This window comes from Leucobacter muris, from assembly GCF_004028235.1.
Taxonomy (GTDB): Bacteria; Actinomycetota; Actinomycetes; order Actinomycetales; family Microbacteriaceae; genus Leucobacter; species Leucobacter muris.
The window spans coordinates 2,538,184-2,563,818 of record NZ_CP035037.1; the positions used below are offsets into that span (position 1 = coordinate 2,538,184).

Consider the following 25,635-nt stretch of genomic DNA (forward strand, 5'->3'; position numbering starts at 1 on the left):
ACGCCGCAGAGCTGGGCGCCGCAAGGCGGCGCACGGCGAAGCGGCGCGCCTGACAAGCAGGGCTCCTGACGAGCGGGGCTCCTGATGAGCGGAGTCTCGCCGAACCGCGACCCCGCTTGTTAGGGTGAGATCATGTCTCTCCGATGGGGGCGGCCGACCGTGATGCTCGCCGCGATCGCACTCGCCGCATCGGGGTGCGCGCAATCCGGGGGCGAAGGCGTCGATCGGACGGGGGCCGAACTCACCACCCCGATCGTCTTCGCCGCGGTTGCGAGCGTCGACGAGGGGGCGTGCCCCGCGGACCGGCCGAACACCTACGAATCACGCCTCAGCGGGGCGCAGTGCGTTGTCATCGACCCCGATGCGGTCGTCGAGGCCGAGAGCGGCAGCGTCGCGCTCGTCGCGGCGAGCGAGCAGACTCCCGATGTGCCGCAGTCGATCGAGCTCGTGCTCGAGGACGCCTCCTCGGAACGGCTCCGGGAACTCACGGCGGCACTCGCCGAGCAGTCGTCACCGCGCAATCTGCTGGTGATCGCGGTGGAGGGCGAGGTCGTGGCGATGCCCGCGGTCATGGACGAGCTCACCGGCCGAACCGTCAGCATCTCCGGCGACCGCCTCACAGCGCTCTACGACAGGCTCACCGTCTGACGGCGCCGCGCACGCGCACCGCTCGGGGCCGGTCTCTACAGGGCGGTGAGCAGGGGCGCCACGCGCGCGATGACCGCGGCGTTCAGATCCTCGGGCGGCTGGGCGGCGTCGAGCACGAGGAAGCGGTGCGGATCGGCCTCCGCGAGCCCCAGGAACCCGGCTCGGACGGCCCGGTGGAAGTCATCGGCCTCGGACTCGAGCCGGTCGGTGCCTCCGCGCGATTCGAGTCGCGCGGCCGCGTCTGCCGGGTCGAGGTCGAGCAGCACGGTGAGCGCCGGGCGCAGCCCCTCGGTCGCCCACTCGCTGATCCGACGCACGTCGACGACGTCGAGCACGCGGCCCGCGCCCTGGTACGCGAGCGAGGAGTCGATGTAGCGGTCCTGCACCACCACGGCGCCGCGCTCGAGCGCCGGACGCACCACTCTCGCGACGTGCTGCGCACGATCCGCGGCGTAGAGCAGCGCCTCGGCCCGCGGATCGACCTCGCCGACCTCCTCGCCGCCGTGCAGCAGCAGCCGGCGTATCTCGACGCCGAGTCGTGTGCCCCCCGGCTCGCGGGTGCGCACGACCTCGTGCCCGCGCGCTTCGAGCCAGGCGCCGAGCAGTTCGGCCTGCGTGCTCTTGCCGGCGCCGTCGCCGCCCTCGAGGGTGATGAAGATTCCGCTCATGGTTCCACTCTTCCACTCCTCAGCGCCCGGCGCGAACCCCGCGCCCTGGCCCTGCTCTCGCGGAGGCCGCTCCTGTGCACGGAACGCCCGGCTCCGCCACCGGCCTCGAGAGGCGGAAATCGCATGCCTCCCCTGGTCATCGCGTGCGTTTTCCGCCTCTCGACGGGCCCCGCACGGGCCCGGACCCGAAGCCCCGGGCGGCCTCGGGCGGGATCGGCTACTGCGCCTGGGCGGCCTTCTTCGCGGCGTTCGCCTTGCGCGTCTCGGCGGCCTTCTTCGCGGCGGCCGACCGAGCCGGGTCGACGGCCTTCTTCGCGGCGCTCTTCTTGGCCGCGGGCTTCTTGGCCGTCGTCGTTTTCGCTCCCGAAGCCGCGGTCTTCTTCGCCGCCGTCTTGCGCGCCGGGGCCTTCTTCTTGGCGGGGCCCTTGGCCCGCCTGATGGCGAGCAGTTCGGTCGCGCGCTCGAAGGTGATGTCATCGACGCTGTCGCCGCGCGGGATCGTCGCGTTGGTCTCACCATCGGTCACGTAGGGCCCGAAGCGGCCGTCGCGCACGCGCACCGGCTTGCCGCTCACGGGGTCGGCGTCGATCTCCTTGAGCGCGCTGGAGGCCCGGCGCGCTCCGTACTTGGGCTGCGCGAACAGCTCTTGCGCACCGGCGAGGTCGATCGAGAAGATGGCGTCCTCGCTGGGCAGCGTGCGGGTGTCGGCGCCCTTCTTGAGGTACGGGCCGTAGCGGCCGTTCTGCGCGGTGATGTCGGCGCCCGACTCGGGATCCTGCCCCACGGTGCGGGGCAGTTCGAGCAGCGCGACGGCGGTGTCGAGATCGACGGTCGCCGGGTCCATGCTCTTGAAGAGCGACGCGGTGCGAGGCTTCTGACCCTTGGGCAGCTCTTCGCCGTCGTCGGGGAGTTCGGTGACGTAGGGCCCGAATCGGCCGTTCTTGGCGACGATGCGCTTACCGGTCTGAGGGTGCGTTCCGACGACCCGGTCTTCGGCGGGCTCGGCGTCGGCCAGTTCGTGGGCTTTCTCGGGGGTCAGCTCGTCGGGGGCCATGCCGTCGGGGATGTTGACGCTGCGCGGTTTGAGCGCGCCGTCGTCGCCGACCTCGCACTTCTCGTCGAAGACCTCGAGGTACGGGCCGTACTTGCCGTTGCGCAGCGAGATCTGGTCGTCGATCTTGATCGTGTTGATCGCGCGGGCGTCGATCTCGCCGAGGTTGTCGACGACGCCGCGCAGACCCGGGTGGGTCTCGGTGCCGAAGTAGAACTCGCCGAGCCACTTGCCGCGCGCGGCCTCGCCGGCGGCGATGCGGTCGAGGTCGTTCTCCATCTCGGCGGTGAAGTCGTAGTCGACGAGCTCGCTGAAGTGCTCCTCGAGCAGGCGCACGACCGAGAAGGCGATCCAGCTCGGAACGAGGGCCTGGCCCTTCTTCGTCACGTATCCGCGATCCATGATGGTGCTGATGATCGCGGCGTACGTCGAGGGTCGGCCGATGCCGAGCTCCTCGAGGCGCTTGGTGAGGCTCGCCTCGGTGTAGCGCGGGGGCGGGCTGGTCTCGTGCCCCTTGGCCTCGGGGTCGGCGACACCGAGACGCTGTCGTTCGGAGAGCTGCGGCAGCGACACGTTCTGCTCGGCGTCGCCGCGCTTCTCGTCGCGCCCCTCCTCGTAGGCGAGCAGAAAGCCGGGGAAGGTGATGACGGTGCCGCTGGCGGTGAACTCGAGCGCGGTGGGCGCGTTCGCGCCGGGCTCGGCCACCGAGGCGCCGACGGTGACGGTGTCGGTCGATCCCTTGGCGTCGGCCATCTGGCTCGCGACGGTGCGCTTCCAGATCAGCTCGTAGAGCGCATACTCGCCCTGGGTGAGCTTGCCCTTCAGCGAGCTGGGGCGCTGGAAGACGTCGCCGGCGGGCCGGATGGCCTCGTGCGCCTCCTGCGCACCCTTCGACTTGCCCGTGAAGACGCGGGGCTTCTCGGGCAGCGTTTCGCCGCCGTAGAGCTCGGCCGCCTGCTTGCGGGCCGCCTGGATGGCCTGGCTCGACAGCGTCGGCGAGTCGGTGCGCATATAGGTGATGTAGCCGTTCTCGTAGAGCGACTGCGCGAACGACATGGTCTGGCGCGAGCTGTAGCGCAGCTTGCGCGAGGCCTCCTGCTGCAGGGTGGAGGTGGTGAAGGGCGCGGCGGGGCGCCGGGTGTGCGGCTTCGTCTCGATCGAGAGCACCGTCGCGGGGGTCTCGGGGGTGAGCAGCGCGGCGAGGCGCTCGGCGCGCTGCTGCTCGAGAGCGACGACGTTCGCCTTCAGCGCCCTGGCGGTGAGCTCGCCGTCATCGCCGAAGTCGCCGCCGGAGGCGAGACGCTGGTCGCCGAGGCGCACGAGCCGCGCCTCGAAGGCGGTGGGGTCGGCGGCGTCGGTTCCGGGGCGGAACGTGGCGGTGAGATCCCAGTACTCCGCGGAGCGGAACACCTGCCGCTCGCGCTCGCGGTCGACGACGAGGCGGGTCGCAGCCGACTGCACGCGGCCGGCCGACAGCTTGGGGGCGACCTTGCGCCACAGCACCGGCGAGATGTCGTAGCCGTAGAGGCGGTCGAGGATGCGACGGGTCTCCTGGGCGTCGACGAGCGAGATGTCGAGGTCGCGCGTGTTCTGCTTCGCCTGCTCGATGGCCTCGCGGGTGATCTCGTGGAAGACCATGCGGCGCACGGGCACCTTGGGCTTGAGCACCTCGAGCAGGTGCCACGCGATGGCCTCCCCCTCGCGGTCCTCATCGGTGGCGAGCCAGAGCTCGTCGGCTCCCTTCAGCGCCCGCTTGAGCTCGGAGACCGTCTTCTTCTTGTTGTCGTTGACCACGTAGTAGGGAGCGAAGTCGTTCTCGACGTCGACGGCGAACTTGCCGAAGGGGCCCTTCTTGAGCTCGCTCGGCAGCTCCGACGGTTCGGCGAGGTCGCGGATGTGGCCGACCGACGCGATGACCTCGTAGTCGTCGCCGAGGTAGGCGCCGATCGTGCGCGCCTTGGTCGGCGACTCGACGATCACGAGTTTCTTCGTACCCTCCACGGGTCTCCTTCGTTGCTCCGAGCTCACGGCTGGCGGGTCGCCTTCGCGGCGACTGACGGTTCATGCACCGACACGCGGTTCTGCACCGACACGATACACACTCTCGCGTAAGAAACCACTATCGGCGATTCCCGGCGATCCTCTATTCATACCACCGGCCCCGCGCGCCGAGCGCATCCCCATCATCCGATGATCCGGTGCGCTCAGGGCCGCCCGAGGTAGGCGAACGGATCGATATCGGGGTAGGCGTTCGACGGCGACGAGGAGAGCGTGAAGTGGGTGTGAGGGCCCGAGGTGCAGCCGCTCATCCCGGCGCTCGCGACCCGCTGCCCCGCCCGCACCCGCTCGCCAGGTGCGACGCCGAAGCGCTGCGGCGAGCCCGGGGACACGTGGTTGTGGGAGCTGTAGATCGTGCGTCCCCCGACCTCGTGACGCATGAGCACGGTGTGGTTCGCGCCGCGCCACCACTCGGGCCTCGCGAGACACGCCTCGGGTACGTCTCCGCCGTCGGGCCCCGCTCGCACCACGACGCCCTCGTACGGTGCGTAGAGCGCGCCCTCGCCTGTCACCGCGAGATCGATGGAGAGGCCGTCGTGGAAGCCCTGCGAGATCGCCCGCAGGTCCGACGGCCAGGCCCAGCCGTTCGCACCGACCGCCCCGTCGGGTGCCGACGCCGCGCGGGGCAGCAGCCCCGCGCGCGCGACGGCGAGCGCACCGCCGAGCGGTGCCGGGACCCGCACCTCCACACGCGCTTCGGCGGTAGCGCTCGACACCTCGCACTCCGAGATCTCGCCCCTCGCCTCCACGACGACCCGCTGCGCCAGAGCGCAGGGCTCGCCGTCGATCCACCCGGACGCCGCGTCAGCAGCGGCGAGCGCGGCGGCGGCGCAGGCCAGCAGCGCGGGGGCGCTCACGGCGTGCCCTCGTGCTCGCCGCTCACCGCCGCGCAGGCCCGGCTCTCGATGCCGATCGCCGAGAGCATCCCGCCGCCGGGATGGGCCCCGAGGGTCACGCAGTGCAGCGGTCCGGTGCGCTCCCTCCGCACCGAAACGCCGGCCGCAGCGTCATCGAGCCGGGCGCGCGCCCGGTCCATGTCGCCCCGCGCCTCGAGCCGGGCCACCTCGGCCGCCAGCGTGACGAGCGTGATGCGGTGGGCCGCGATGAAGATGCCGCCGATCGCGAGACCGAGCACGACGAGCACCGCGGGCATCACCACGGCGAACTCGGCCGTGACGGTGCCGCGCTCGTCGCCGCGCAGCGATGCGAGCAGCTCGCGCGCCCGCGTGGGGCGGGCGCCCACGGCCGCGACGCGGGCGCCCACGGCCGCGACGCGGGCGCTAGCCGCCGGTGCCCAGGGCATTCTCGACCAGCTGCACGAGCATGGTGCGGATCTCATTCGAGCGCATGATCGCGACGAGGAGCCCGGCGAAGGCGACGGCCGCCATGATGACGACCGCGTACTCGGCGGTGATCGCCCCGCGATCGTCTTCGAGCAGCTCGCGCGCCGCGCCGCAGGCCGGTGCGGCGCGGTCGGCGTGCTCGGTGGACTCGAGGCTCCCCTCGGGCGGCGTCCGTCGAGCCGGCCGGTGCCGCACCGCGACGCCGCGGTCGGATACGAGTTCGAGTCTGGTCTTCATGGGGTTCTCCCTTCGTCGCGCACGGCCCGGCGGGTGCCGGTTCCCCCATCATGCGGTGTCGGAGGGAGGCGACCTCGCCGGAATGAGCGATCTGTGGAGAAGCAACGCCGGACAGCTTCGAATGGTCGCTTGTGAGCGGAGTGAACGGTGACGGTCGCGCCCGCTCACCCGCCCAGCATCGCGATGAGCACGGGTACGACCCCGAGCACGATGAAGGCGGGCAGCACGCACACCCCCAGCGGCACGAGCACCCGCACGCCCATGCGCTCCGCCTCCTGCTCCAGCTCGGCCTGCGCCCGGGTGCGCGCGGCCGCGGCCTCCTCCAGCAGCAGCGGTCGCAGCGGAGCGCCGGTACCGGTCGAGGCAGCGATGGTCGTCGCGAGCAGTTGCGAGCGTTCGAAGGCCGAGAAGGGCACCCACTCCGCACCGAACGCGTCGACGGCGTCGACGGTGCGCAGCAGCGCCGAGCCGGGCGGCGCCCCTCCCCCCAGCGCGATCCACGCGAGCTCGAGTTCGAGCCCGGCCACGCAGTCCTGCCGTTCGAGGTTTCGCAACAGCGCGCGGCACCAGGCGATCCCCGCGGTGAGCAGTAGCACTCCCGCCCCGAGCAGGGCCACGCCCAGCGGGCTCAGCAGCACCGGGACGGGGTCGAAGCCCAGCAGCGCACCGAGCAGCAGCGCGAGAGGCGGCAGCGCAGAGACGAGGCGCACCGTCGCGCGCGGGCCCGACAGCAGCACCGCTCGGCGCTCCCTCAACTGCTCCAGCGCCCGCAGCGCCGCACCGATGCGCTGCAGCGCCGGGGCCAGGGGCGCACCGCTCTGCTCGGCGAGCCGCCAGGCGATCGCGAGCACCCGCCACTCCGGCGCCGCGCATTCCGCGAGCGCCTCCGCTACGGGGGTTCCGGCCGCGATGCGCGCGGCGGCGCCCTCGAACTCGGTTCCGGCGGCACCCGGAGCGGAGGGGCCCCCGACATTCGCACGCGCCCGGGTGCCCGCCGCATCGGGAGGGACTCCTGCCGATGCGCGAGCGGCGCTCGACCGGCGAGGAGAGGCGCGCGGCAGGCGGGGAGACGCGCGCGCTTCCCATGCAAGTTCGGGAGACGAGCCCGCCTCCGCCGCGACCAGTTCGACCGAGCGGTTCGCCGTCACGCCTCCGCGCAGCAGCGACGCGCAGCGCAGCGTGACCGCCGCGGCGGTGCTCGCCCCGGTGACGCCTCCCTCGCCGCGGCCACGCACTCCGTCTCTCACAGCCGCACCTCCTCGATGCCGAGCAGCCCGTCGCGGTCGAGTCTCAGCCTGCCGACCGCCACCACGCGGTGACCGGAGCCGCCGCGCTCGAGGTGGATGACGCCGTGCAGCGCCGAGGCCGCCTGCCTGGCCAGCGCCCGCGGGTCGAGACCGGCGAGCGCCCCGAGAGCTTCGAGCCGGGCCGGCACGTGCGCGATCCGGCTCGCGTGCAGCGTGCCCGCGCTGCCGTCGTGCCCCGTGTTGAGCGCCGAGAGCAGCGTGGCCACCTCTGCGCCCCGGCACTCCCCCAGCACGATGCGGTCGGGGCGCATGCGCAGCGCCTCGCGCAGCAGGCGGTCGAGCGGCACCTCTCCGACGCCCTCGGCGCTCGATCGCCGCGCCTCGAGCGAGATCGCGTGGGGGTGTCGCAGCCGCAGCTCGGCGACGTCCTCGATCACTAGAATCCGCTCGGCGGGGCGGGCGAGGTCGAGCAGCGCCCCGAGCACCGTCGTCTTGCCGCTCCCCGTTCCGCCCGTCACCAGCAGGTTGCGCCGCGCGGCGACGGCGTCGCGCAGCGCGCGGGCCATCGCCTCGTCGCAGAGCCCGCCGCTCGCGAGCGCGTCGAAGCGCGGCGGCGAGATCCGCGGCACGCGGATCGACACCGCAGCGCCCTCCACCGCCACCGGCGGCAGCACGGCGTGCACCCGGATGCCGTCGCCGATCCGCACGTCGGCGCACGGGTGCAGCTCGTCGACGTGCCGCCCGCCAGCCGCGATCAGCTCGCATGCCAGGCGGTGCACGGCGTGCGGGGTCGCCCGCCACCCGACGACCGGTTGCAGCGCGCCGCTGCGGTCGATCCAGAGCCGCCCCTCGCCCGCGCGCACCTGCACCAGCAGGTCGCGCAGAGCCGGGTCGTCGAGCAGCGGCAGCAGCCCGCCGAGGGCCCGCCGCGCCGCGATCCCGAGCATCTGCGTGCGCGCGGGCGATGCGCTGAGCGCGAGGGCGGAATCGGCGGTCATGCCCCCACCCAAGCATCATCCCGACCCTCCCGGGCCCGCGGGGGAGCGAATTGTGGACAAGCTGCGCAATCCATGCACACGACTGGATTGTGAGCGAAGTATCGGGCGACGGTGACCGCTGGAAAGGTATAGCTTGAAACCGCATTCACTCGCGCGCTCGCGGGATCGACGGCCTCGGCCGCGACCCCGGGCAGCGCACCCGCGATACGGATAAGGGCGTCCATGACTGATCAGAACGGCACCATCGAAAGCCACCCGCTGCAGCACGGCGAGGAGGTGGAGGCGTACCCGCCATCGGCCGAGTTCCGCGCACAGGCGAATGTGAACGATCCGGCCGTCTACTGGCACGCTGCGCAGGATCCCGAAGCCTACTGGGCCGAGCGCGCCCGGCAGCTCAAGTGGTCGAAGCCGTTCACCGAGATCCTCGACTGGTCGAACCCGCCGTTCGCCCGGTGGTTCGCCGACGGCGAGCTGAACGTCGCCGCCAACTGCCTCGATCGGCACGTCGCCGCGGGGATCGGGGATCGCGTCGCGATCCACTTCGAGGGCGAGCCGGGCGACACCCGCACGATCACCTACTCCGAGCTCACTCACGAAGTGAAGCGCGCCGCGAACATGCTCACGAGCCTCGGCGTCTCGGCGGGCGACCGGGTCGCGATCTACATGCCGATGATCCCCGAGACCGTGATCGCGATGCTCGCGGTCGCGCGACTCGGCGCAGCCCACTCGGTCGTGTTCGGCGGCTTCAGCGCCGAGAGCCTGCGCGCCCGCATCGACGACGCCCAGGCCGAGCTCGTCATCACCGCCGACGGCGGTTACCGGAAGGGCCGCGTCTCGGCGCTCAAACCGACCGTCGACGACGCCCTCGCGCTCGACACCGGCACGCCGCTCTCGGTCGAGCGGGTGCTCGTCGTGCAGCGCGGCGGCAACGAGGTCGTGATGCAGGAGGGGCGCGACCTCTGGTGGCACGACGAGATCACGGCCTTCGACGGCCAGCACGAAGCCAAGGGCTTCCCCGCCGAGAACCCGCTGTTCATCCTCTACACCTCGGGAACCACCGGCAGGCCGAAGGGCATTCTGCACACCTCCGGCGGCTACCTCGCGCAGGTCTCCGCCACGCACAGCGACGTCTTCGATCTCAAGCCCGAGACCGACGTCTACTGGTGCACCGCCGATGTGGGCTGGATCACCGGCCACAGCTACGTCGTCTACGGCCCGCTCGCCAACGGCGCCACGCAGGTGATGTACGAGGGCACCCCCGAGACCCCCGACTGGGGCGCTGGTGGAGCATCATCCAGAAGTACGGCGTCACCATCTTCTACACCGCCCCCACCGCGATCCGCGCCTGCATGAAGGTCGGCCGCCAGGTGCCCGAGCAGTACGACCTGTCGTCGATCCGCGTGCTCGGCAGCGTGGGCGAGCCGATCAACCCCGAGGCGTGGCGCTGGTACCGCGAGGTGATCGGCGGCGGGTCGGCCCCCATCGTCGACACCTGGTGGCAGACCGAGACCGGCGCCATCATGATCGCGCCGCTTCCCGGTCTCACGGCGTTGAAGCCCGGCAGCGCGCAGGTGCCGCAGCCCGGCGTTACCGCGACGGTCGTGAACGACCAGGGCGAGCAGGTCGACCACGGCCAGGGCGGCCTGCTGGTCGTGCAGCGCCCGTGGCCCTCGATGGTGCGCACCATCTGGGGCGACGATCAACGCTTCATCGACACCTACTGGGCCCGGTTCGGGGATCAGTACTTCGCCGGCGACGGCGCCCGTTTCGACGACGACGGCGACATCTGGCTGCTCGGCCGGGTCGACGACGTGCTGAACGTGTCGGGTCACCGGCTCTCGACGGCCGAGATCGAGTCGGCCCTCGTCGAGCACCATGCCGTCGCCGAATCGGCGGTGGTGGGCGCCCACGACGAGACCACGGGGCAGGCCGTCGTCGCCTTCGTGATCCTGAAGTCGCGGCAGACCCTGCTCACCCCCGAGCAGGCCGAGGCCGAGCTCAAGCAGCACGTCGCCGCGCAGATCGGGGCCATCGCACGCCCGCGCCAGGTGCTCGTGGTGTCCGAGCTGCCGAAGACCCGCTCCGGCAAGATCATGCGACGGCTGCTCAAAGACGTGGCCGAGGGCAAGGAGGTGGGCGACACCACCACCCTCGCCGATACGAAGGTGATGTCGACGATCCAGGACCAGCTCCGCAGGTAGCTAGTCCGCTCCCGAGCACGAGCAGAGCCCGGCGTTCCCCCTCGGGGAGGCCGGGCTCTGTCGCTGTCGGAGAGCCCGCGAACGAGCCGAGGGGCGGACCCGCGATGCGGATCCGCCCCTCGGCTTCTTGCGGGCGACGGCTCCGGAGTCTCCCGGCGCCGTTCGTGCACATGGCGCCCGGTGTCAGTCCTCGACCTTGAACACGAACTCGATCTCGACGGGGGCGTCGAGCGGCAGCACGGTGACGCCCACCGCGGAGCGCACGTGGATGCCGAGGTCGCCGAAGACGCGGCCCAGGAACACCGACGCGCCGTTCGCAACGCCGGGCTGACCCGTGAAGGAGGGATCGGAGGCCACGAACGCCGTGACCTTGACGACCTGGGTGATCTTGTCGAGCGAGCCGATCACGCCGCGAGCCGCGGCGAGCGCGTTGAGCGCGCAGAGCCGTGCGAGCTCCTCCGCCTGCTCGGGGGAGACGAGCCCCTCCCCCTCGCCCACCTTGCCGGTGACGGGCAGCTGGCCGCTCACGAACGGGAGCTGCCCCGCGGTGTACACGTAGTTGCCGTCGCGCAGGGCGGGCACGTATGCGGCGACCGCCGCGGCCACCTCGGGGATCTCGTAGCCGAGATCGTTCAGGCGCTCCTCGATCACAGACGTCATTTCAGGCCTTTCTCTTCAGATATGCGACGTTGCCGCCCGCCGGTCCCTCGATGATCTGCACGAGCTCCCAGCCCTGGGCGCCCCAGTTGTTGAGGATCTGGGCCTCGTTGTGCAGCAGCAGCGGCGTGACGAAGTACTCCCAGCGAGGTGCTTCGGTCGATTCACTCACGTGCGGATCTCCCTCGGTATACGGTGACGAATTCGTTGCGGGCGACGGCGCCGTGGGCCGCAGGGGCCCCGCGCTTTGCTGTTTTGTCAGCTATGTCGCTTACCCTAGATTCTATGACCCGTCAGACATCAAGGTCCGCGCGCGTGCGCACCTTCAAGCCGCGCAGCGCGAGTGGGGCCCTCGGGGGCATTCTCGGCGCCCTCGCCATGAGCGTCATCGCCGGAGTGCTCGTCACCGCCGCGGTGACCCCGGTCGTCGCGCTGAGCGGCCACACGGCCAAGACCGCCGTCGACATCTTCGAGAAGCTGCCCGCGCATCTCGATCCGGGCCAGCTCGCAGAGCCGTCCACCCTCTACGCGACCGCGGCCGACACCACCGTGTACGAGCTCGCCACGTTCTACGATCAGAACCGCGAGTCGGTCGACTGGGACAGCATCTCGCAGTTCGTGAAGGACGCCGCGGTGGCCGAGGAGGATCCGCGCTTCTACACCCACGGCGGTGTCGACATCCTCGCCACGAGCCGCGCCGTGCTGCAGAACGCCGCCGGGCAGAACCTGTCGGGCGCCTCGACGATCACCATGCAGTACGTGCGCAACGTGCTCGTGCAGGAGGCGTACTCCATCCTCGACGAGGAGGAGCGCGACAAGGCCTACGAAGATGCGATGCGCCAGGATGCCGACCGCAAGCTCAAGGAGATGCGCTACGCGATCAGCATCGAGAAGCAGTATCCGAAGGACGAGATCCTGCTCGGCTACCTCAACATCGCGCTCTTCGGCCGTCAGATCTACGGCATCGAGTCGGCGGCCCAGTACTACTACGGCAAGTCGGCTAAGGAGGTCACGCTGGCCGAGGCCGCGAGCCTCGTGGCGATCGTGAACAACCCGTCGCTGTACCAGCTCGACGTCCCCGAGAACATCCCCGCCAACCAGGAGCGCCGCGACAAGATCCTCGGCAGCATGCTGCGCCACGGCAAGATCACGCAGGCCCAGCACGACGAGGCCGTCGCCACCCCGATCGAGCCGAACATCACACCTCGCGTGGCCGGCTGCTTCGTCGCCGAGCAGAACTTCGGCCTGGGCCACTTCTGCGACTACGTGCTGCGCTACATCAAGCAGGATCCCAACTTCGGCGATACCCCGGCCGAGCGCGAGTTCCGGTTCAGCCGTGGCGGGTTCCAGATCTACACCACCATCGACCTCGACATGCAGGGGGCGGGTCTCACGGCGATGCGCGAGACCGTGCCCGCGCTCATGGACGGCATCAAGGTGGGCGGGGCGAGCGTCAGCACCCAGGTGGGCACCGGCAGGGTGCTCGCGATGGTGCAGAACCGCCCGTTCAACGACGCCGAGTCCTTCCTGTCGGTGAACCCCGAGTACACCACCGTGAACTACAACACCGACTACGACTACGGCGGCTCCCACGGCTTCCAGGTCGGCTCGACGTTCAAGCCCGTCACGCTCGCCGAGTGGATCCGCACCGGTCACTCGATTCGAGACGTGGTGCAGATGGACGGCCGCACCGTGCAGCTGCAGTCGTTCCGCGACTCGTGCTCGCCCGACGGCGTCTACGGCTACGGCCCGTGGACGTTCTCGAACGACAACCTCGGCGTGCGGGGCAACCGACCGGTGCTGACGGCCATCACCCAGTCGGTGAACGGCGGCATCGTGTCGATGCAGCAGAAGATGGATCTCTGCGACACCTACAAGCTCGCCGAGAAGCTCGGCATCCACCGCGCGGCGAAGCAGGAGCACGATCCCAACTTCGACAACTACGGTACGACCAGGCTCACACGCGTGCCTTCGGGCACCTTCGCCGGCACCGACGAGATCGCGCCCATCACCATGGCGTCGGCCTTCGCCGCGTTCGCGGGCGACGGCACGGTCTGCACGCCGGTGCCGATCGACCGGATCCTCGATTCGGACGACAAACCCGTGCCGTTCACCCCGAGCAAGTGCACCGAGGGCGTCGCGCCGGAGGTCGCGGCCGGCGTGGCCTACGCGCTCGAGGAGACGGTGAGAACCGGCCTCGCCGACCACGCGCGCTCGCCCTACGGGGTGCCGCACCTCGCGAAGACCGGCACCACCGACGACGTGATCGACAACTGGACGGTGGGCGCGAGCACCACGGTGGCGACGGCCACCTGGGTGGGCAACGCCGACCCGATCTGCTACGACAACGGCGTGTGCGAGCGCGTGTCGACGCAACCCTTCGGCGGCCTGATGTTCGCCGACCAGACCATCTGGCCCGCGATGATGAACGTCGCCGACCAGAAATACGGCGGCACCGCGTTCCCCGAGCCTTCCGCGGCCTCGATCCGCCAGACGATGGTCGCCGTGCCCGATGTGAAGGGCAAGCCCTTCGACGAGGCGTCGAAGCTGCTCACCGATGTCGGGTTCTCCGTCTCGGACGGCGGCGAGATCGATTCCTCGGTCGCGCAGGGCCTCGTCGCCCGCACTGACCCCGAGGGCGGCGCCGAAGTGGGCCTCGGCTCCGGTGTCACCCTGTACCGCAGCAATGGCCAGGCCGCTGCCGTGCCCGACGGGCTCGTCGGGGCGACCGGCGACGACGCGAAGGCGACGCTGACGAGAGCCGGATTCTCCTCGGTCGGCTTCGTCTGCGAGGGCGAGGGCAAGACGAATCCCCGCAAGGATCTGGTCGTGTCGAGTGCTCCGGCGAGCGGCGCCGAAGCCCGTGTGAGCGCCCAGGTGACGCTGACGCTGGCCTGCGAAGACAAGGACTGACGGTGGCGTCTGCGCAGCGCTCCGCTGCGGCCGTTCTCGGAACGGCCGCAGCGGGGGTCGCCGTCTGGTCGACCCTGATCGAGCGCCGGCTCTTCACGGTTCGGCGACACACCGTGCCGCTGCTCTCGGAGGGAGCCGCCCCGATCCGGGTGCTGCAGCTCTCCGACCTGCACCTCGCCCCGTGGCAGTCCCGCAAGATCGACTGGGTGCGCTCGCTCGTCGAGCTGCACCCCGACCTCGTCGTGCTCACCGGCGACCTCATGGGCCATCTGCAGGCCCGTCCCGCACTGCTGCGGGCGCTGCGCCCCCTGCTCGAGCGCACCCCCGCGGCCTTCGTGCACGGCTCCAACGACTACTACGGTCCGATCTTCAAGAACCCGGCCAGGTACCTCATGGAGCCCAGCGGGCTCAGCACGCGCAAGCCCGACATCGACATCGTCGCGCTCACCCGAGGCCTCGAAGGGCTCGGGGCGATCAACCTCAACAACTCGGCGGCTCGGCTCGAGCTGCGCGGCACGCGAATCGAGTTGCTCGGCCTGAACGACCCGCACATCCGCTACCACGACGCGAGCGCGATGCGGGAGGCGCTTCACGCGCTCCCTGACGAGGGCGCGGATGAACGCCCCGAGCGGGCCGAGCCAGCCGCGCCGCCGCAGCGGGCCGAGGGCCGCGAGCCGCACAGCGGGCGGCACGCCGCCTCCGAGGCCGGCTCTCCCCTGCGCCTCGGAGTGGTGCACGCCCCCTACCAGGAGGCGCTGGGGGAACTGCTCGACGACGGCGCGGAGTTGATCCTCGCCGGTCACACGCACGGCGGCCAGGTGCGCGTTCCCGGTGTGGGCGCGCTGACCGCCAATTGCGACCTGCCCACCGCGCAGGCGCGCGGTCTCAGCGTCTGGTACGACGCGCACCGAGCCGCGTTCCTGAACGTGAGCGCCGGGCTCGGCAACTCGATCTACGCGCCCGTCAGGTTCGCCTGCCGCCCCGAGGCGTCGCTCATCACGCTCGAGGCGTCCCACTAGCCCGCATGCGGGGCGGGCCTCCTCAGCCCGCCTGCGCGCTCCCCCGGTGCGGATGAGCGTCCGTCGGCGCTGAGCAGACGCCCGCGCGCGAGCAGAGGGGCGGAGATCCGACCCGGATCCCCGCCCCTCTGCTGCTGCCGCTGCCGCTGCCGCGAGGCTATGCGGCGAGCTTGGCTGCGACCGTCTCGGCGATCTGCACGGCGTTGAGCGCCGCGCCCTTGCGGAGGTTGTCGTTCGAGATGAAGAGCGCGAGACCCCGCCCCTCGGGCGCCGACTGATCCTCGCGGATGCGGCCCACGAACGAGGGGTCCTGCCCCGCCGCCTCGAGCGGCGTCGGCACGTCGTTCAGCTCGACGCCGGGCGCCTCGGCGAGCACCTCTCGGGCGCGCTCCGCCGAGATGGGCCGAGCGAACTCGGCGTTGATCGACAGCGAGTGACCGGTGAAGACCGGAACGCGTACGCAGGTGCCCGCGACGCGCAGCTCGGGCAGCTCGAGGATCTTGCGGCTCTCGTTGCGCAGCTTCTTCTCCTCGTCGGTCTCGCCCTCGCCGTCTTCGACGATCGAGCCGGCGAGCGGCAGCACGTCGAAGGCGATGGGCTTCACGTAGACCTCGGGGTCGGGGAACGCCACCGCCGAGCCGTCGTGCACGAGGCGCTCGATGCCGCCCGCCTCGACCGCGGCGACCGCTTGGCCCGCGAGCTCGCGGGCCCCGGCGAGCCCCGAGCCCGAGACGGCCTGGAAGGTGGTGACGATCAGGCGCTCGAGCCCGGCCTCGCCGTCGAGCGCCTTCATGACCGGCATGGCGGCCATCGTGGTGCAGTTGGGGTTGGCGATGATGCCCTTGCCCGCCGCCACGATGTCGTCGATCGCGTGGGGGTTGACCTCGCTCACCACGAGCGGCACGTCGGGATCGAGACGCCACGCGCTCGAGTTGTCGATGACGATCGCCCCCGCCTCGGCGAACGCCGGCGCGTACTTCCTGGAGGCGGTGCCGCCCGCCGAGAAGAGGGCGATGTCGATGCCGCTCTTGTCGGCGGTGTCGACGTCTTCGACCGTGATCGACTCGCCGCGGAACTCGAGCACGCTGCCCGCCGAGCGGGCGCTCGAGAAGAGTCGGAGGCTCTTGATCGGGAAGTCGCGCTCGTCGAGCAGGCGGCGCATGACCGCCCCTACCTGGCCGGTGGCGCCGACGACGGCGACGTTGAAGCTCTGCTGCTCTGCCATGTCTGGGTTCTCCTTCTAGCGGCCGGTGCCGGCGTAGACCGTGGCCTCGGTGTCGGAGTCGAGGCCGAAGGCGGTGTGGAGCACGCGCACGGCCTTGTCCATGAGGTCGGCTCGGGTGACCACCGAGATGCGGATCTCGGAGGTCGAGATCATCTCGATGTTGATGTCGGCCTCGTACAGCGCGCGGAAGAGCTGCGCCGAGACGCCGGTGCTGGTGCGCATGCCCGCGCCGACGACCGCGACCTTCGCGATCTGGTCGTCGTACTGCAGGCTCTCGAACTCGAGGGTCTCGCGCTCGGCCTCGAGGGCGTCGATCACGCGGCGTCCGTCGCCCAGCGGGATGGTGAACGAGATATCGGTGCGGTTCGTATCGGCGGCCGATACGTTCTGCACGATCATGTCGACGTTGGCGTGGGTCTTCGCCACGATCTCGAAGATCTGGGCGGCCTTGCCCGGGGCGTCGGGCACGCCGCCGACGGTGACCTTGGCCTCGCTCTTCTCAGTGGCGATACCTGTGATGACCGGCTCTTCCACCTGCTCTCCCTTCGGATGCCCCTTCTGGGGGTCGTAGACGATGGTGCCCTGCTCGTCCGAGAACGAGGAGCGGACGTGCAGTGCGACGCCGTGGCGGCGCGCGTACTCGACGGCGCGCAGGTGCAGCACCTTGGCGCCGGCGGCGGCGAGTTCGAGCATCTCCTCGGCCGAGATCGCGTCGATCTTGCGGGCCTGGGGCACGATGCGGGGATCCGTGGTGAAGATGCCGTCGACGTCGGTGTAGATCTCGCAGACGTCGGCCCCGAGCGCGGCGGCGAGCGCGACCGCGGTGGTGTCGGATCCGCCGCGCCCGAGGGTGGTGATGTCCCGGGAGTCGCGGCTGAAGCCCTGGAAGCCGGCGACGATCGCGATGGCGCCCTGATCGAGGGCCTCGCGCACCCGGCCGGGGGTGACGTCGACGATCTTGGCCGAGCCGTGCTCGGCAGTCGTGATCATGCCGGCCTGGCTACCGGTGAACGACAGCGCCTCGATGCCCATGCCCTTGATCGTCATGGCGAGCAGCGCCATCGAGATGCGCTCGCCCGCTGTGAGCAGCATGTCGAGTTCGCGGGGGGCCGGGATCGGCGTGCACGCGGCTGCGAGGTCGAGCAGTTCGTCGGTGGTGTCGCCCATGGCGCTCACCGCGACGACGACCTCGTTGCCCGCCCGGCGGGTCTCGACGATGCGCTTGGCGACGCGCTTGATGCTCTCGGCATCCGCGACCGACGAACCCCCGAATTTCTGCACGATCAACGCCACGCGGGTCCTCCTCAAAACTACGCGAAAGTCCAGTCTATCTGACTGCACGGCTCGGAGAGGTGCGAGGCGCTGCCGAGGAGCCGCCCTGCAATGACGCGCGGCGCCCCGCGCCGGGGTGCGCCGCTCAGCGGGCCTCCGCGATCGCAGACACCCAGATGCCGACGAGGGCGACCGCCGCCATCATGAGCATGCAGGCGGCCATCCACCACAGCCGTGTCGGGCGGCGCCGGATCGCGAATCGCAGCACGACCAGGGCCGCGTAGAGCAGGACCACCGCCGCAATCGTAACGATCGCGATCGGCGAGGAGGCGCCGCCCGCGACCGCGAGCATCACGAGCGGGATGAGGCTCGCGACCGCGAAGCAGCCGCCCACCACGATCCAGATCAATCCGGTCGAGGTCTGCAGCGCGGGCTGGTTGCTCATGCTCATGGGGTCGCGGCGGCGGCGCTCCTCCGCCGATGTCGGATCGTGCTCGCTCATGGCGCTGCCTCGGTTCGCTCGGTCGCGAGCTCAGGCCCGGTCGACGAGCTCGCGCTCGGCGCTCGCCGCATCGTCGGCCGAGTGGCGTGCGCAGTGCGCGCAGCAGTAGATGGTGCCGTCGGCCTCGACCCCGTGGCCGAGGACGCGGCACCCGCAGTGGGCGCACTCCGGGGCGATGAGAGTCACCGCGCACTCGAAGCTGTCGAAGGTGCGCGTCTCGTCGCCCTTCGTCACTGTGAAAGTCTTGTCATAGTCGTTGCCGCAGGTATCGCAGATGGACATCATCGGTCTCCTCTCGGGGGCCGGTCGAGCCGAGCCGCCGCGGCGGCTGCGCTCTCGCCCCGCCCTTCCAGGATCGCTCTCGGGGCCGCCCGAAGCCAGGGGGTGGCCGGAGGGAGGACACGCGGGTATCCTGTGGGTCCGCGGACGCGCGAGACGGGCCTCCCGTCGATGCCGACGCCTGCCTGCAGCCGCAACCCTAGTCGATGCTGCGGCGCCCCTCGAAGGCGCGGCCGAGGGTGACCTCGTCGGCGAACTCGAGGTCGCCGCCCACCGGCAGACCCGAGGCGAGGCGCGACGCCGGCACCTCGATGCTCGTGAGCAGCCGCGAGAGGTAGGCGGAGGTCGCCTCTCCCTCGAGGTTCGGATCGGTGGCGATGATGACCTCGCGCACCTCGGCCTCCCCCAGCCGCCGCATGAGGGCGGGAATGCTGAGGTCGTCGGGGCCGATGCCGTCGATGGGGCTGATGGCGCCGCCGAGCACGTGATAGAGGCCTCGGTACTGGCGCGTACGCTCGATGGCGACCACGTCTTTGGGCTCCTCGACCACGCAGATGAGGGTCTGGTCGCGGCGGGGATCGCGGCAGATCGAGCACCGCTCCTGCTCGGTGATATTGCCGCACACCTCGCAGAAGCGCACCTTCTCGCGCACCTCGGAGAGCAGTTCGGCGAGGCGGGAGACGTCGAAGTTCTGGGTCTGGAGGATGTGGAACGCGATGCGCTGCGCCGACTTCGGGCCGATGCCGGGCAGCCGACCGAACTCGTCGATCAGGTCTTGGACGATGCCGTCGTACACGAGTGGTGTCTCCTCGAGATGGGGGTCTGGTGCGAGTCGGGTCAGGGTGCGCGCGGGGGCAGCGGGCGCTCTTCGACGAAGCGCGCGCCGAGCACCTCGCGCACCACGGCCTCGCCGTACCGGGTGAAGGCGGGGGCGGCGCGTTTGGCGCCGGCCCGGTCGGGAGCGTCGTCGGGAACGTCCGCGCCGGCCGCCGCAGCCGCGGGGACGTGGGCGGGGGTGGCCGCGGGGGCGGAGGCGGCCGCAGGCGCCGGGGCAGCCGGATCGGTGCCGGCCGCCGCGGAAGGGCGGGGCGGGGCCGTTTCACCGCTGCGCCGGCCCGGCGCGGGATCTGACTGCGGGGCGGTGGGTGCGGGATCCGCGCCGGCGTAGGGGTCGTTCCCCATGCCCGCGTAGGGGTCGCCGTCGGGGTCGTACGACGCCGGGATGTAGTCGTCGTCGGAGGCGGCTCGCGGCTCGGACGCCTGCCTCGCGGTCGCGACCGAAGCATTCGAGGCCGGAGCAGTGGTCGACGCCACGGGTGCGGCGCCGGGTGCAGGCGCCGCGGCGGCGCCTCCGGAGGCGCCGCCATCGGTGGCGCTCCGCGCAGCGGCTGGCGCGCCGGCCTCGGGCGCGGAACTCGCGAGCGGCCTCGTGTCGGTCGGGGGCTCGGGCGGGGGGTCGGCCCAGGCCGGCGCGGCGAGCGCCGGGCCGAGGCCGCTGAGGCGGGCGGCGGCCCGGGCGACGGGGTCGTCGGGATCGTCGCCCTGCGACGCGGCGGACGACGCCGAAGCGGCGGAACTCGGGGCGGGCCCCGAGGGCTGCGTGTCGGAGTCTTGCGATGAGGGGGTCGCCTGGCCCGCTCGGTGGGGCTCCTCTGAGTCGGGCTCCCGCTGCGGTTCGCTCTGCCCGCCCTCGCCCTGGGGCGCGGTCTCGCGGCTGCCGGTTCCTGGGGCAATGCGCTTGGGCACGTACTTCACGTTGATGCCGATGGCTGCCTGAATGGTCTCGCGCAGCGGTCCCGCGCCGGACGATTTGAACGCGGCGAGATCGGACTGGGAGGCGAGCCCGACGGTGAGCACGTCGCCGTCGAGGCCCATCGGCGTGACCACGCGCACCGCGTTCCACGCCTCGCGGTCCGCGTGCAGGATCTCCTCGAGCAGTTCGGGCCACAGCTCGACCAGGTCGTCGAAGCCGCCGGGCGCGGCCGACTCGGCATCGGGCTGCGGGGCGGCCGACGGCTGCGGCTCGGCCGCGGCGGCCGCTGCCGGTTGACCCGCCGTCGCGTCGGAGGCGGGCGAGGTGTCCGGGTCGGTCTGCTCGGGTCGGCTCTCGCTCGCCTGAGCGGCCTGCTCGGGCTGAGCGGCCTGCTCGGGCTGTCGACTCTTCGGCTGGGCGGGCTCACTCTGTCGGGGCGCGGGCGCGGGCTCGGGCTCGGCGGGAGCCCGGAACGCCGAGTCGCGCCCGATCCCCTCGAGCTGGGCTACGCTCAGCACATCGGAGATGGGGCGGCCGAACCCCGCGGCGCCCGCGTTGGGGTGGGTCTCCGACGAGTCCGAGTTCTGCGGCTCGGGCGCCGCCGCGTCGCCCGCGCCGGCCGGATCGTCGCGCAGGAACTCCCGGATCGACGCCGCGGTCTCGGCTGCGTTCGGCTGCGCGCCGCCCGAAGCGGCGTCGCCGGACTGCTCGGCAACGGGCGAGGCGCCGCTCGCCTCATCGCTCGGCTTCGCGGCTGCCGGCTGCGATGCGTCGAGCGCCCCTCGCGCCGCGGCGACGGCGGCGAGCGGATCCGGCCGCGGTTCCCGCGTCGCCGGCGCCTGCTGAGCCGCGGGGGCCGCAGGGGCCGGGGCGGTCGCCGTATCGGTGCGCTGCGAAGCGGCCGCGGTCGGAGTCGAGGCCGCGGGCCGCTGCGCGGGGGCGCCACCGGCCCGCTGCGGCGGGGGCGCCACCGCCTGGGAGGCCCGCTCGACCAGCGCACGGGCGATCATGAGCTCGAGCTGCAGCCGGGGCGCCGTGGCGCCCGCCATCTTGTCGAACGCGCCGCTCACCACGTCGGCGATGCGCGACAGCTCGCCCGGCCCGAAGCTCTGCGCCTGCTCGAACATGCGCGTGAGCTGGTCTTGCGGAACGCCCCTGAACACGGCGGCGGCGCCGTCGACCGTGGTCGCGCTCACGACGATGAGGTCGCGCAGCCGCTCGAGCAGATCCTCGACGAAGCGGCGCGGATCCTGCCCCGTCTGCACCACACGATCGGTCGCGCGGAAGGCCGCGGCCGAGTCGTGGGCGCCCAGTGCGGCCACGACGTCGTCGAGCAGCTCGGTGTGGGTGAAGCCCAGCAGACCGGCCGCCCGCTGCGCGGTGACGAGATCGCCCTCGGAGCCGGCGATGAGCTGGTCGAGGATGGAGAGCGTGTCGCGCACCGATCCGCCGCCGGCCCGCACCACGAGCGGCAGCACCCCCGGCTCGACCCTCACTCCCTCGCTGTCGCAGAGCGACTGCACGTAGTCGATGAGGGTGCCGGGGGCGATGAGGCGGAACGGGTAGTGGTGGGTGCGCGAGCGGATCGTGCCGATGACCTTGTCGGGCTCGGTGGTGGCGAACACGAACTTGACGTGCGGCGGCGGCTCTTCGACGATCTTCAGCAGTGCGTTGAAGCCGCCTAGCGTCACCATGTGCGCCTCGTCGATGATGAAGATCTTGAAGCGGTCGCGGGCGGGGGCGAAGACCGCCCGCTCCCGCAGGTCTCGGGCGTCGTCGACGCCGCCGTGGCTGGCCGCGTCGATCTCGACCACGTCGAGCGATCCGCCGCCGTCGCGGCTCAACTCGCGGCAGCTCGCGCATTCGCCGCAGGGCGTGTCGGTGGGGCCCTCGGCGCAGTTGAGGCAGCGGGCGAGAATGCGGGCCGAGGTCGTCTTGCCGCAGCCGCGAGGGCCGCTGAAGAGATACGCGTGGCCGATGCGCCCCGTGCGCAGGGCGGTCATGAGCGGTTCGGTCACCTGGGACTGACCGATCATCTCGGCGAACGATTCTGGCCGATAACGGCGATACAGTGCGGCAACCACGGGGTCCATGCTACCGGCGACCACCGACATTGGGCTGGGTCGGGGTGTCAGCCGACGAGCCCCCGGGTCTGGCGCGCGATCTCGGCCTCCTCGTCGGTGGGCACGACGAGCACGTCGACGCGGGAGTCGTCGGAGCTGATGCGGCGGGCTCCCCCGGCCCCCGAGGCGTTGCGGGCCGGGTCGATGCGGATGCCGAACCACTCGAGCCCGGCGCAGACCTCGGCGCGCACGGCCGCGTTGTTCTCGCCCACACCGGCGGTGAACACGATCGCATCGGCTCCGCCCAGTTCGACGAGGTAGGCGCCGAGGTAGCGGCGGATGCGGTGCACGTACACCTCGATGGCCAGAGCCGCCGCCGCGTCGCCCGCGTCGGCGGCGGTGCGCACGTCGCGGAAGTCACCGGTGCCGGTGAACCCGACCAGGCCGGACTCGTGGTTCAGCAGCCGATCGAGGTCGTCGATGGAGGAGCCCTCGCGCAGCAGGTGCAGCAGCACGCTCGGGTCGAGGTCGCCGCTGCGGGTGCCCATCACGAGCCCCTCGAGCGGGGTGAAGCCCATCGACGTGTCGACCGAGCGACCGGCCTCGATCGCGCACGCCGAGGCCCCGTTGCCGAGGTGCAGCACGATCTGACGCAGCGACTCCACGGGCCGACCGAGGAACTCGGCCGCCCGGCGCGACACGACCTGGTGCGAGGTGCCGTGGAACCCGTAGCGCCGGATGCCGTAGCGCTCGGCGACGCGGGTGTCGATCGCGTAGCTGTATGCCGCTTGCGGCATGGTCTGGTGGAAGGCGGTGTCGAAGACGGCGACGTGCGGCACGTCGGGGAACAGCGCACGCGCCGCGACGATGGCCTGGTGCTGGCCGGGGTTGTGCAGCGGGGCGAGGGCGCCCATTTCGAGGATCTGCTCGGCCACGACGTCGTCGATGCGCGTCGGTGCGGCGAACACGCTGCCGCCCTGCACCACCCGGTGCCCGACCGCCGCGATGCCGAGCTCGGCGACCGGTGTGCCCGCACGCGCGAAGGCCTCGACCATCTGGGCGAACGCCGCGGTGTGGTCGGCGACCCGCACCCGCCGCTCCTCTTCGCGCCCGTCGCCCCCGCGATGCACGAGGCGCCCCTCGGGCTCGCCGATGCGCTCGATGAGCCCCGACGCCAGGCGCGCCTCGGTCTGCGGGTCGATCAGCTGGTACTTCACGGACGACGAGCCCGCGTTGATCACCAGAATGCTGCTCACGGCCACTACTCCATTCCCGCCTGCACGGCGGTGATCGCCACCGTGTTGAGGATGTCTTCGACCGTCGCCCCTCGGGAGAGGTCGTTGACGGGCTTGGCGAGCCCCTGCAGCACCGGGCCCACGGCCACGGCGCCGGCGGAGCGCTGCACGGCCTTGTACGTGTTGTTGCCGGTATTCAGGTCGGGGAATATGAAGACCGTCGCCCGACCCGCCACCGCCGACCCGGGCAGCTTGGCCGCGCCGATGACGGGATCGCTCGCGGCGTCGTACTGCAGCGGGCCCTCGATGAGCAGTTCCGGTCGCGCGGCGCGGGCGAGGGCGGTCGCCTCGCGCACCTTGTCGACGTCGGCGCCCGATCCGGATTCCCCCGTCGAGTACGACAGCATCGCTACCCGGGGCTCGACCCCGAACTGCGCCGCGGTGTCTGCCGACGAGACCGCGATGTCGGCGAGCTGCGCCGCGGTGGGGTCGGGGTTCACGGCGCAGTCGCCGTAGACGAGCACCCGGTCGGCCAGTGCCATGAAGAACACGCTCGACACCACCGAGACGCCGGGCCGGGTCTTGATGATCTCGAGACTCGGCCGGATCGTGTGCGCGGTCGTGTGCGCGGCCCCGGAGACCATGCCGTCGGCGAGATCGAGGTGCACCATCATGGTGCCGAAGTAGCTGACGTCGCGCATCACGTCGCGCGCCTGCTCGAGTGTCGCGCCCTTGTGGGCGCGCAGCCGGGCGTACTCGGCGGCGAAGCGCTCGCGCAGGGGCGAGACGGCCGGGTCGATCACGTCTGCCGCGTCGATCGAGAGGCCGAGCTCGCCGCCGCGCTTGCGCACGGCCGCCTCGTCGCCGAGGATCGTGAGCTTCGCGGTGCCGCGCGCGAGGAGCGTGCTCGCGGCGCGCAGGATGCGATCGTCGTCACCCTCGGGGAGCACGATGTGCGCGTGCGCCGCGGCGGCCCGGTCGAAGAGCTCGTAGGCGAACATGACGGGTGTGCGAACGCCCCCGCGATGCAGTCGCAGTCGCTCCCGCAGCACGGTCCCGTCGACGTGCTGGTCGAAGAGCGCGAGCGCCGTGTCGAACTTCGCGGGCGACTCCTCCGTCAGCAGTCCGCGGGCGCGCGAGATGCGTCGTGCGGTGTCGAAGGTTCCGAAGCCCGTGCGCACGACGGGCAGGGTCGAGTCGATGCCGTCGAGCAGCTGCTCGACGGAGCGCGGCAGCTCGAAGCCCCCGTTGAGCACGACCGCTGCGATGGTGGGGAAGGTGGGGGCCTCGTGCGCCATCGTCACCGCGAGCAGGGTCTCGGCGCGATCCGCCGCGATCACCACCGCCGCGCCCTCGAGCAGTCTCGGCAGCACGTTCTCCATCGACATGCCGGCGATCACCACGTCGCGCACCTCGCGGGCCAGCAGCTCCTCGGAACCGCGCACCAGTTCGCCCTCGACCGCCTCGATGAGCCCGGCGACCGGGGGCGCGACCAGCAGCAGCTCCTCGGGCACCGCCCAGACCGGCATGCCGTCCGGCAGGGCCGCGGCCACCTCGCGCTCGATCTCGGCGAGGCGGTGCGGATCGGCGCGGTTCACGAGCGCCGCGAGCACGTCGGCGTGCTCGGCCCGCAGTTCGGCGATGCCGAGCTCGGCGAGCTGCGCGATCTCGCCAGGCGTGCGAGCCGGCTGCTGGCCCAGGTGCTCGGCCTGCTCGTTCGATCGGCCGCCGAGCACGAGCAGCACCGGCGTGTCGAGGTTCGCGGCGATCCGAGCGTTGAACGAGAGCTCGGTGGGAGCGGCCACGTCGCTGAAGTCGGAGCCCACCACCACCACGGCGTCGCAGCGATCGCGAAGCTGACGGTACGCCGCGACGATGCGCGTCATCGCGGCCTCGGGGTCTGAGTGGGCCTCTTCGTAGGTGACGCCCACGCACGCCTCGTACGGCACGTCGGCCGTCGTGCGGGAGTGCAGCAGGTCGAGCACCCGGTCGCGCTCGCCCGCCGATCGGATCAGGGGGCGGAACACCCCCACCCGGGGAGCGTCGGCGCGCAGCGCATCGAGCACGCCGAGGGCCACGGCGCTCTTGCCGGTGCGCCCCTCGGCCGAGGTGAGATAGATGCTTGCAGCCACGCTCCCACCCTATGCCCCGGGATCCGCCTGGGGCTCGCCGCTCCCGAGCATGCCCTCGATATGGGATCTGCCGTAGGTATGGCCTCCCGCTCCGATATCCCCATATCTTCGGCAGATCCCATACCAACGGCGGA

The 25,635-nt window shown here is 71.6% G+C and carries 20 protein-coding genes and 1 pseudogene; 4 read left to right on the forward strand and 17 right to left on the reverse strand.

Going from position 1 to position 25,635, the window contains the following annotated elements:
- Nucleotides 1–132: 132 nt before the first annotated feature.
- Complete coding sequence (locus tag Leucomu_RS11855) at nucleotides 133–648, forward strand: hypothetical protein (RefSeq protein WP_128387351.1); 516 nt, start codon at nucleotides 133–135, stop codon at nucleotides 646–648.
- Between the two features lie 35 nt (nucleotides 649–683).
- Here Leucomu_RS11855 and tmk read toward each other — a convergent pair whose 3' ends face one another.
- The 7 genes from tmk to Leucomu_RS11890 form a co-directional block, all read right to left on the reverse strand.
- The gene (gene tmk / locus Leucomu_RS11860; RefSeq protein ID WP_128387352.1) at nucleotides 684–1,316 is read right to left on the reverse strand and encodes a dTMP kinase; all 633 of its coding nucleotides are present in this window, start codon (nucleotides 1,314–1,316) and stop codon (nucleotides 684–686) included.
- Nucleotides 1,317–1,533: 217 nt separating this feature from the next.
- Nucleotides 1,534–4,368, reverse strand: coding sequence for a type I DNA topoisomerase (gene topA, locus Leucomu_RS11865; protein WP_128387353.1), 2,835 nt, complete (start codon nucleotides 4,366–4,368; stop codon nucleotides 1,534–1,536).
- 203 nt (nucleotides 4,369–4,571) lie between these two features.
- On the reverse strand, nucleotides 4,572–5,282 hold the full coding sequence (locus Leucomu_RS11870) for a M23 family metallopeptidase (protein WP_228407092.1): 711 nt from the start codon (nucleotides 5,280–5,282) through the stop codon (nucleotides 4,572–4,574).
- Nucleotides 5,279–5,728: a TadE/TadG family type IV pilus assembly protein gene (locus Leucomu_RS11875; protein WP_017883610.1), complete on the reverse strand. Its 450-nt coding sequence runs from the start codon at nucleotides 5,726–5,728 to the stop codon at nucleotides 5,279–5,281. Before Leucomu_RS11875 ends, Leucomu_RS11870 begins: the two co-directional genes overlap by 4 nt.
- Nucleotides 5,706–6,005, reverse strand: coding sequence for a DUF4244 domain-containing protein (locus Leucomu_RS15575; RefSeq protein WP_017883611.1), 300 nt, complete (start codon nucleotides 6,003–6,005; stop codon nucleotides 5,706–5,708). Before Leucomu_RS15575 ends, Leucomu_RS11875 begins: the two co-directional genes overlap by 23 nt.
- A gap of 164 nt (nucleotides 6,006–6,169) precedes the next feature.
- Nucleotides 6,170–7,252 (reverse strand): type II secretion system F family protein, encoded by a 1,083-nt coding sequence (locus tag Leucomu_RS11885; protein ID WP_128387355.1) that lies wholly within the window; start codon nucleotides 7,250–7,252, stop codon nucleotides 6,170–6,172.
- The gene (locus Leucomu_RS11890; protein WP_017883613.1) at nucleotides 7,249–8,250 is read right to left on the reverse strand and encodes a CpaF family protein; all 1,002 of its coding nucleotides are present in this window, start codon (nucleotides 8,248–8,250) and stop codon (nucleotides 7,249–7,251) included. The genes Leucomu_RS11885 and Leucomu_RS11890 overlap by 4 nt, the downstream gene beginning before the upstream one ends.
- A gap of 371 nt (nucleotides 8,251–8,621) precedes the next feature.
- Between Leucomu_RS11890 and acs the strand changes: the two are divergent.
- A pseudogene (gene acs, locus Leucomu_RS11895) lies at nucleotides 8,622–10,451 on the forward strand (acetate--CoA ligase); the annotation flags it as partial.
- A gap of 183 nt (nucleotides 10,452–10,634) precedes the next feature.
- Here acs and Leucomu_RS11900 read toward each other — a convergent pair.
- Together Leucomu_RS11900 and Leucomu_RS11905 are read right to left on the reverse strand one after the other, a co-directional pair.
- On the reverse strand, nucleotides 10,635–11,111 hold the full coding sequence (locus tag Leucomu_RS11900; protein ID WP_128387356.1) for a RidA family protein: 477 nt from the start codon (nucleotides 11,109–11,111) through the stop codon (nucleotides 10,635–10,637).
- Nucleotide 11,112: 1 nt separating this feature from the next.
- Entirely contained in the window at nucleotides 11,113–11,280 is a 168-nt protein-coding gene (locus Leucomu_RS11905) for a DUF4177 domain-containing protein (RefSeq protein WP_017883616.1), read from the reverse strand.
- 113 nt (nucleotides 11,281–11,393) lie between these two features.
- On the opposite strand from Leucomu_RS11905, the gene Leucomu_RS11910 reads away from it, so the two are divergent.
- Both Leucomu_RS11910 and Leucomu_RS11915 read left to right on the forward strand, forming a co-directional pair.
- On the forward strand, nucleotides 11,394–14,021 hold the full coding sequence (locus tag Leucomu_RS11910) for a transglycosylase domain-containing protein (RefSeq protein ID WP_069187457.1): 2,628 nt from the start codon (nucleotides 11,394–11,396) through the stop codon (nucleotides 14,019–14,021).
- 2 nt (nucleotides 14,022–14,023) lie between these two features.
- Nucleotides 14,024–15,040, forward strand: coding sequence for a metallophosphoesterase (locus tag Leucomu_RS11915; protein ID WP_128387357.1), 1,017 nt, complete (start codon nucleotides 14,024–14,026; stop codon nucleotides 15,038–15,040).
- Nucleotides 15,041–15,197: 157 nt separating this feature from the next.
- Here the strand turns inward: Leucomu_RS11915 and Leucomu_RS11920 are convergent, their stop codons facing one another.
- The 8 genes from Leucomu_RS11920 to pta form a co-directional block, all read right to left on the reverse strand.
- Nucleotides 15,198–16,265 carry an aspartate-semialdehyde dehydrogenase gene (locus Leucomu_RS11920; RefSeq protein WP_017883619.1) on the reverse strand — a complete coding sequence of 356 codons (1,068 nt, stop codon included), beginning with the start codon at nucleotides 16,263–16,265 and terminating at the stop codon, nucleotides 15,198–15,200.
- A gap of 15 nt (nucleotides 16,266–16,280) precedes the next feature.
- Nucleotides 16,281–17,558, reverse strand: coding sequence for an aspartate kinase (locus Leucomu_RS11925; protein ID WP_128387358.1), 1,278 nt, complete (start codon nucleotides 17,556–17,558; stop codon nucleotides 16,281–16,283).
- Between the two features lie 124 nt (nucleotides 17,559–17,682).
- A complete protein-coding gene (locus Leucomu_RS11930; RefSeq protein ID WP_017883621.1) occupies nucleotides 17,683–18,039 on the reverse strand; it encodes a hypothetical protein in 357 nt (118 codons plus the stop codon).
- 30 nt (nucleotides 18,040–18,069) lie between these two features.
- A complete protein-coding gene (locus tag Leucomu_RS11935; RefSeq protein ID WP_041205221.1) occupies nucleotides 18,070–18,321 on the reverse strand; it encodes a hypothetical protein in 252 nt (83 codons plus the stop codon).
- Between the two features lie 196 nt (nucleotides 18,322–18,517).
- Nucleotides 18,518–19,114 (reverse strand): recombination mediator RecR, encoded by a 597-nt coding sequence (gene recR, locus Leucomu_RS11940; RefSeq protein WP_128387359.1) that lies wholly within the window; start codon nucleotides 19,112–19,114, stop codon nucleotides 18,518–18,520.
- 41 nt (nucleotides 19,115–19,155) lie between these two features.
- On the reverse strand, nucleotides 19,156–22,107 hold the full coding sequence (locus Leucomu_RS11945; RefSeq protein ID WP_267128421.1) for a DNA polymerase III subunit gamma and tau: 2,952 nt from the start codon (nucleotides 22,105–22,107) through the stop codon (nucleotides 19,156–19,158).
- A gap of 95 nt (nucleotides 22,108–22,202) precedes the next feature.
- Nucleotides 22,203–23,390 (reverse strand): acetate/propionate family kinase, encoded by a 1,188-nt coding sequence (locus Leucomu_RS11950; RefSeq protein ID WP_128387361.1) that lies wholly within the window; start codon nucleotides 23,388–23,390, stop codon nucleotides 22,203–22,205.
- A gap of 5 nt (nucleotides 23,391–23,395) precedes the next feature.
- Nucleotides 23,396–25,501 (reverse strand): phosphate acetyltransferase, encoded by a 2,106-nt coding sequence (gene pta / locus Leucomu_RS11955; RefSeq protein WP_017883626.1) that lies wholly within the window; start codon nucleotides 25,499–25,501, stop codon nucleotides 23,396–23,398.
- Nucleotides 25,502–25,635: the final 134 nt, after the last annotated feature.

What these genes read in the sequence shown, in the direction of transcription:
- Leucomu_RS11855 (WP_128387351.1), top strand. Translation starts at nt 133, where the DNA reads ATGTCTCTCCGATGGGGGCGGCCGACCGTGATGCTCGCCGCGATCGCA.
- tmk (WP_128387352.1), bottom strand. Translation starts at nt 1,316, where the DNA reads ATGAGCGGAATCTTCATCACCCTCGAGGGCGGCGACGGCGCCGGCAAG.
- Leucomu_RS11875 (WP_017883610.1), bottom strand. Translation starts at nt 5,728, where the DNA reads ATGCCCTGGGCACCGGCGGCTAGCGCCCGCGTCGCGGCCGTGGGCGCC.
- Leucomu_RS15575 (WP_017883611.1), bottom strand. Translation starts at nt 6,005, where the DNA reads ATGAAGACCAGACTCGAACTCGTATCCGACCGCGGCGTCGCGGTGCGG.
- Leucomu_RS11890 (WP_017883613.1), bottom strand. Translation starts at nt 8,250, where the DNA reads ATGACCGCCGATTCCGCCCTCGCGCTCAGCGCATCGCCCGCGCGCACG.
- Leucomu_RS11900 (WP_128387356.1), bottom strand. Translation starts at nt 11,111, where the DNA reads ATGACGTCTGTGATCGAGGAGCGCCTGAACGATCTCGGCTACGAGATC.
- Leucomu_RS11910 (WP_069187457.1), top strand. Translation starts at nt 11,394, where the DNA reads ATGACCCGTCAGACATCAAGGTCCGCGCGCGTGCGCACCTTCAAGCCG.
- Leucomu_RS11920 (WP_017883619.1), bottom strand. Translation starts at nt 16,265, where the DNA reads ATGGCAGAGCAGCAGAGCTTCAACGTCGCCGTCGTCGGCGCCACCGGC.
- Leucomu_RS11930 (WP_017883621.1), bottom strand. Translation starts at nt 18,039, where the DNA reads ATGAGCGAGCACGATCCGACATCGGCGGAGGAGCGCCGCCGCCGCGAC.
- Leucomu_RS11935 (WP_041205221.1), bottom strand. Translation starts at nt 18,321, where the DNA reads ATGTCCATCTGCGATACCTGCGGCAACGACTATGACAAGACTTTCACA.
- Leucomu_RS11945 (WP_267128421.1), bottom strand. Translation starts at nt 22,107, where the DNA reads ATGATCGGTCAGTCCCAGGTGACCGAACCGCTCATGACCGCCCTGCGC.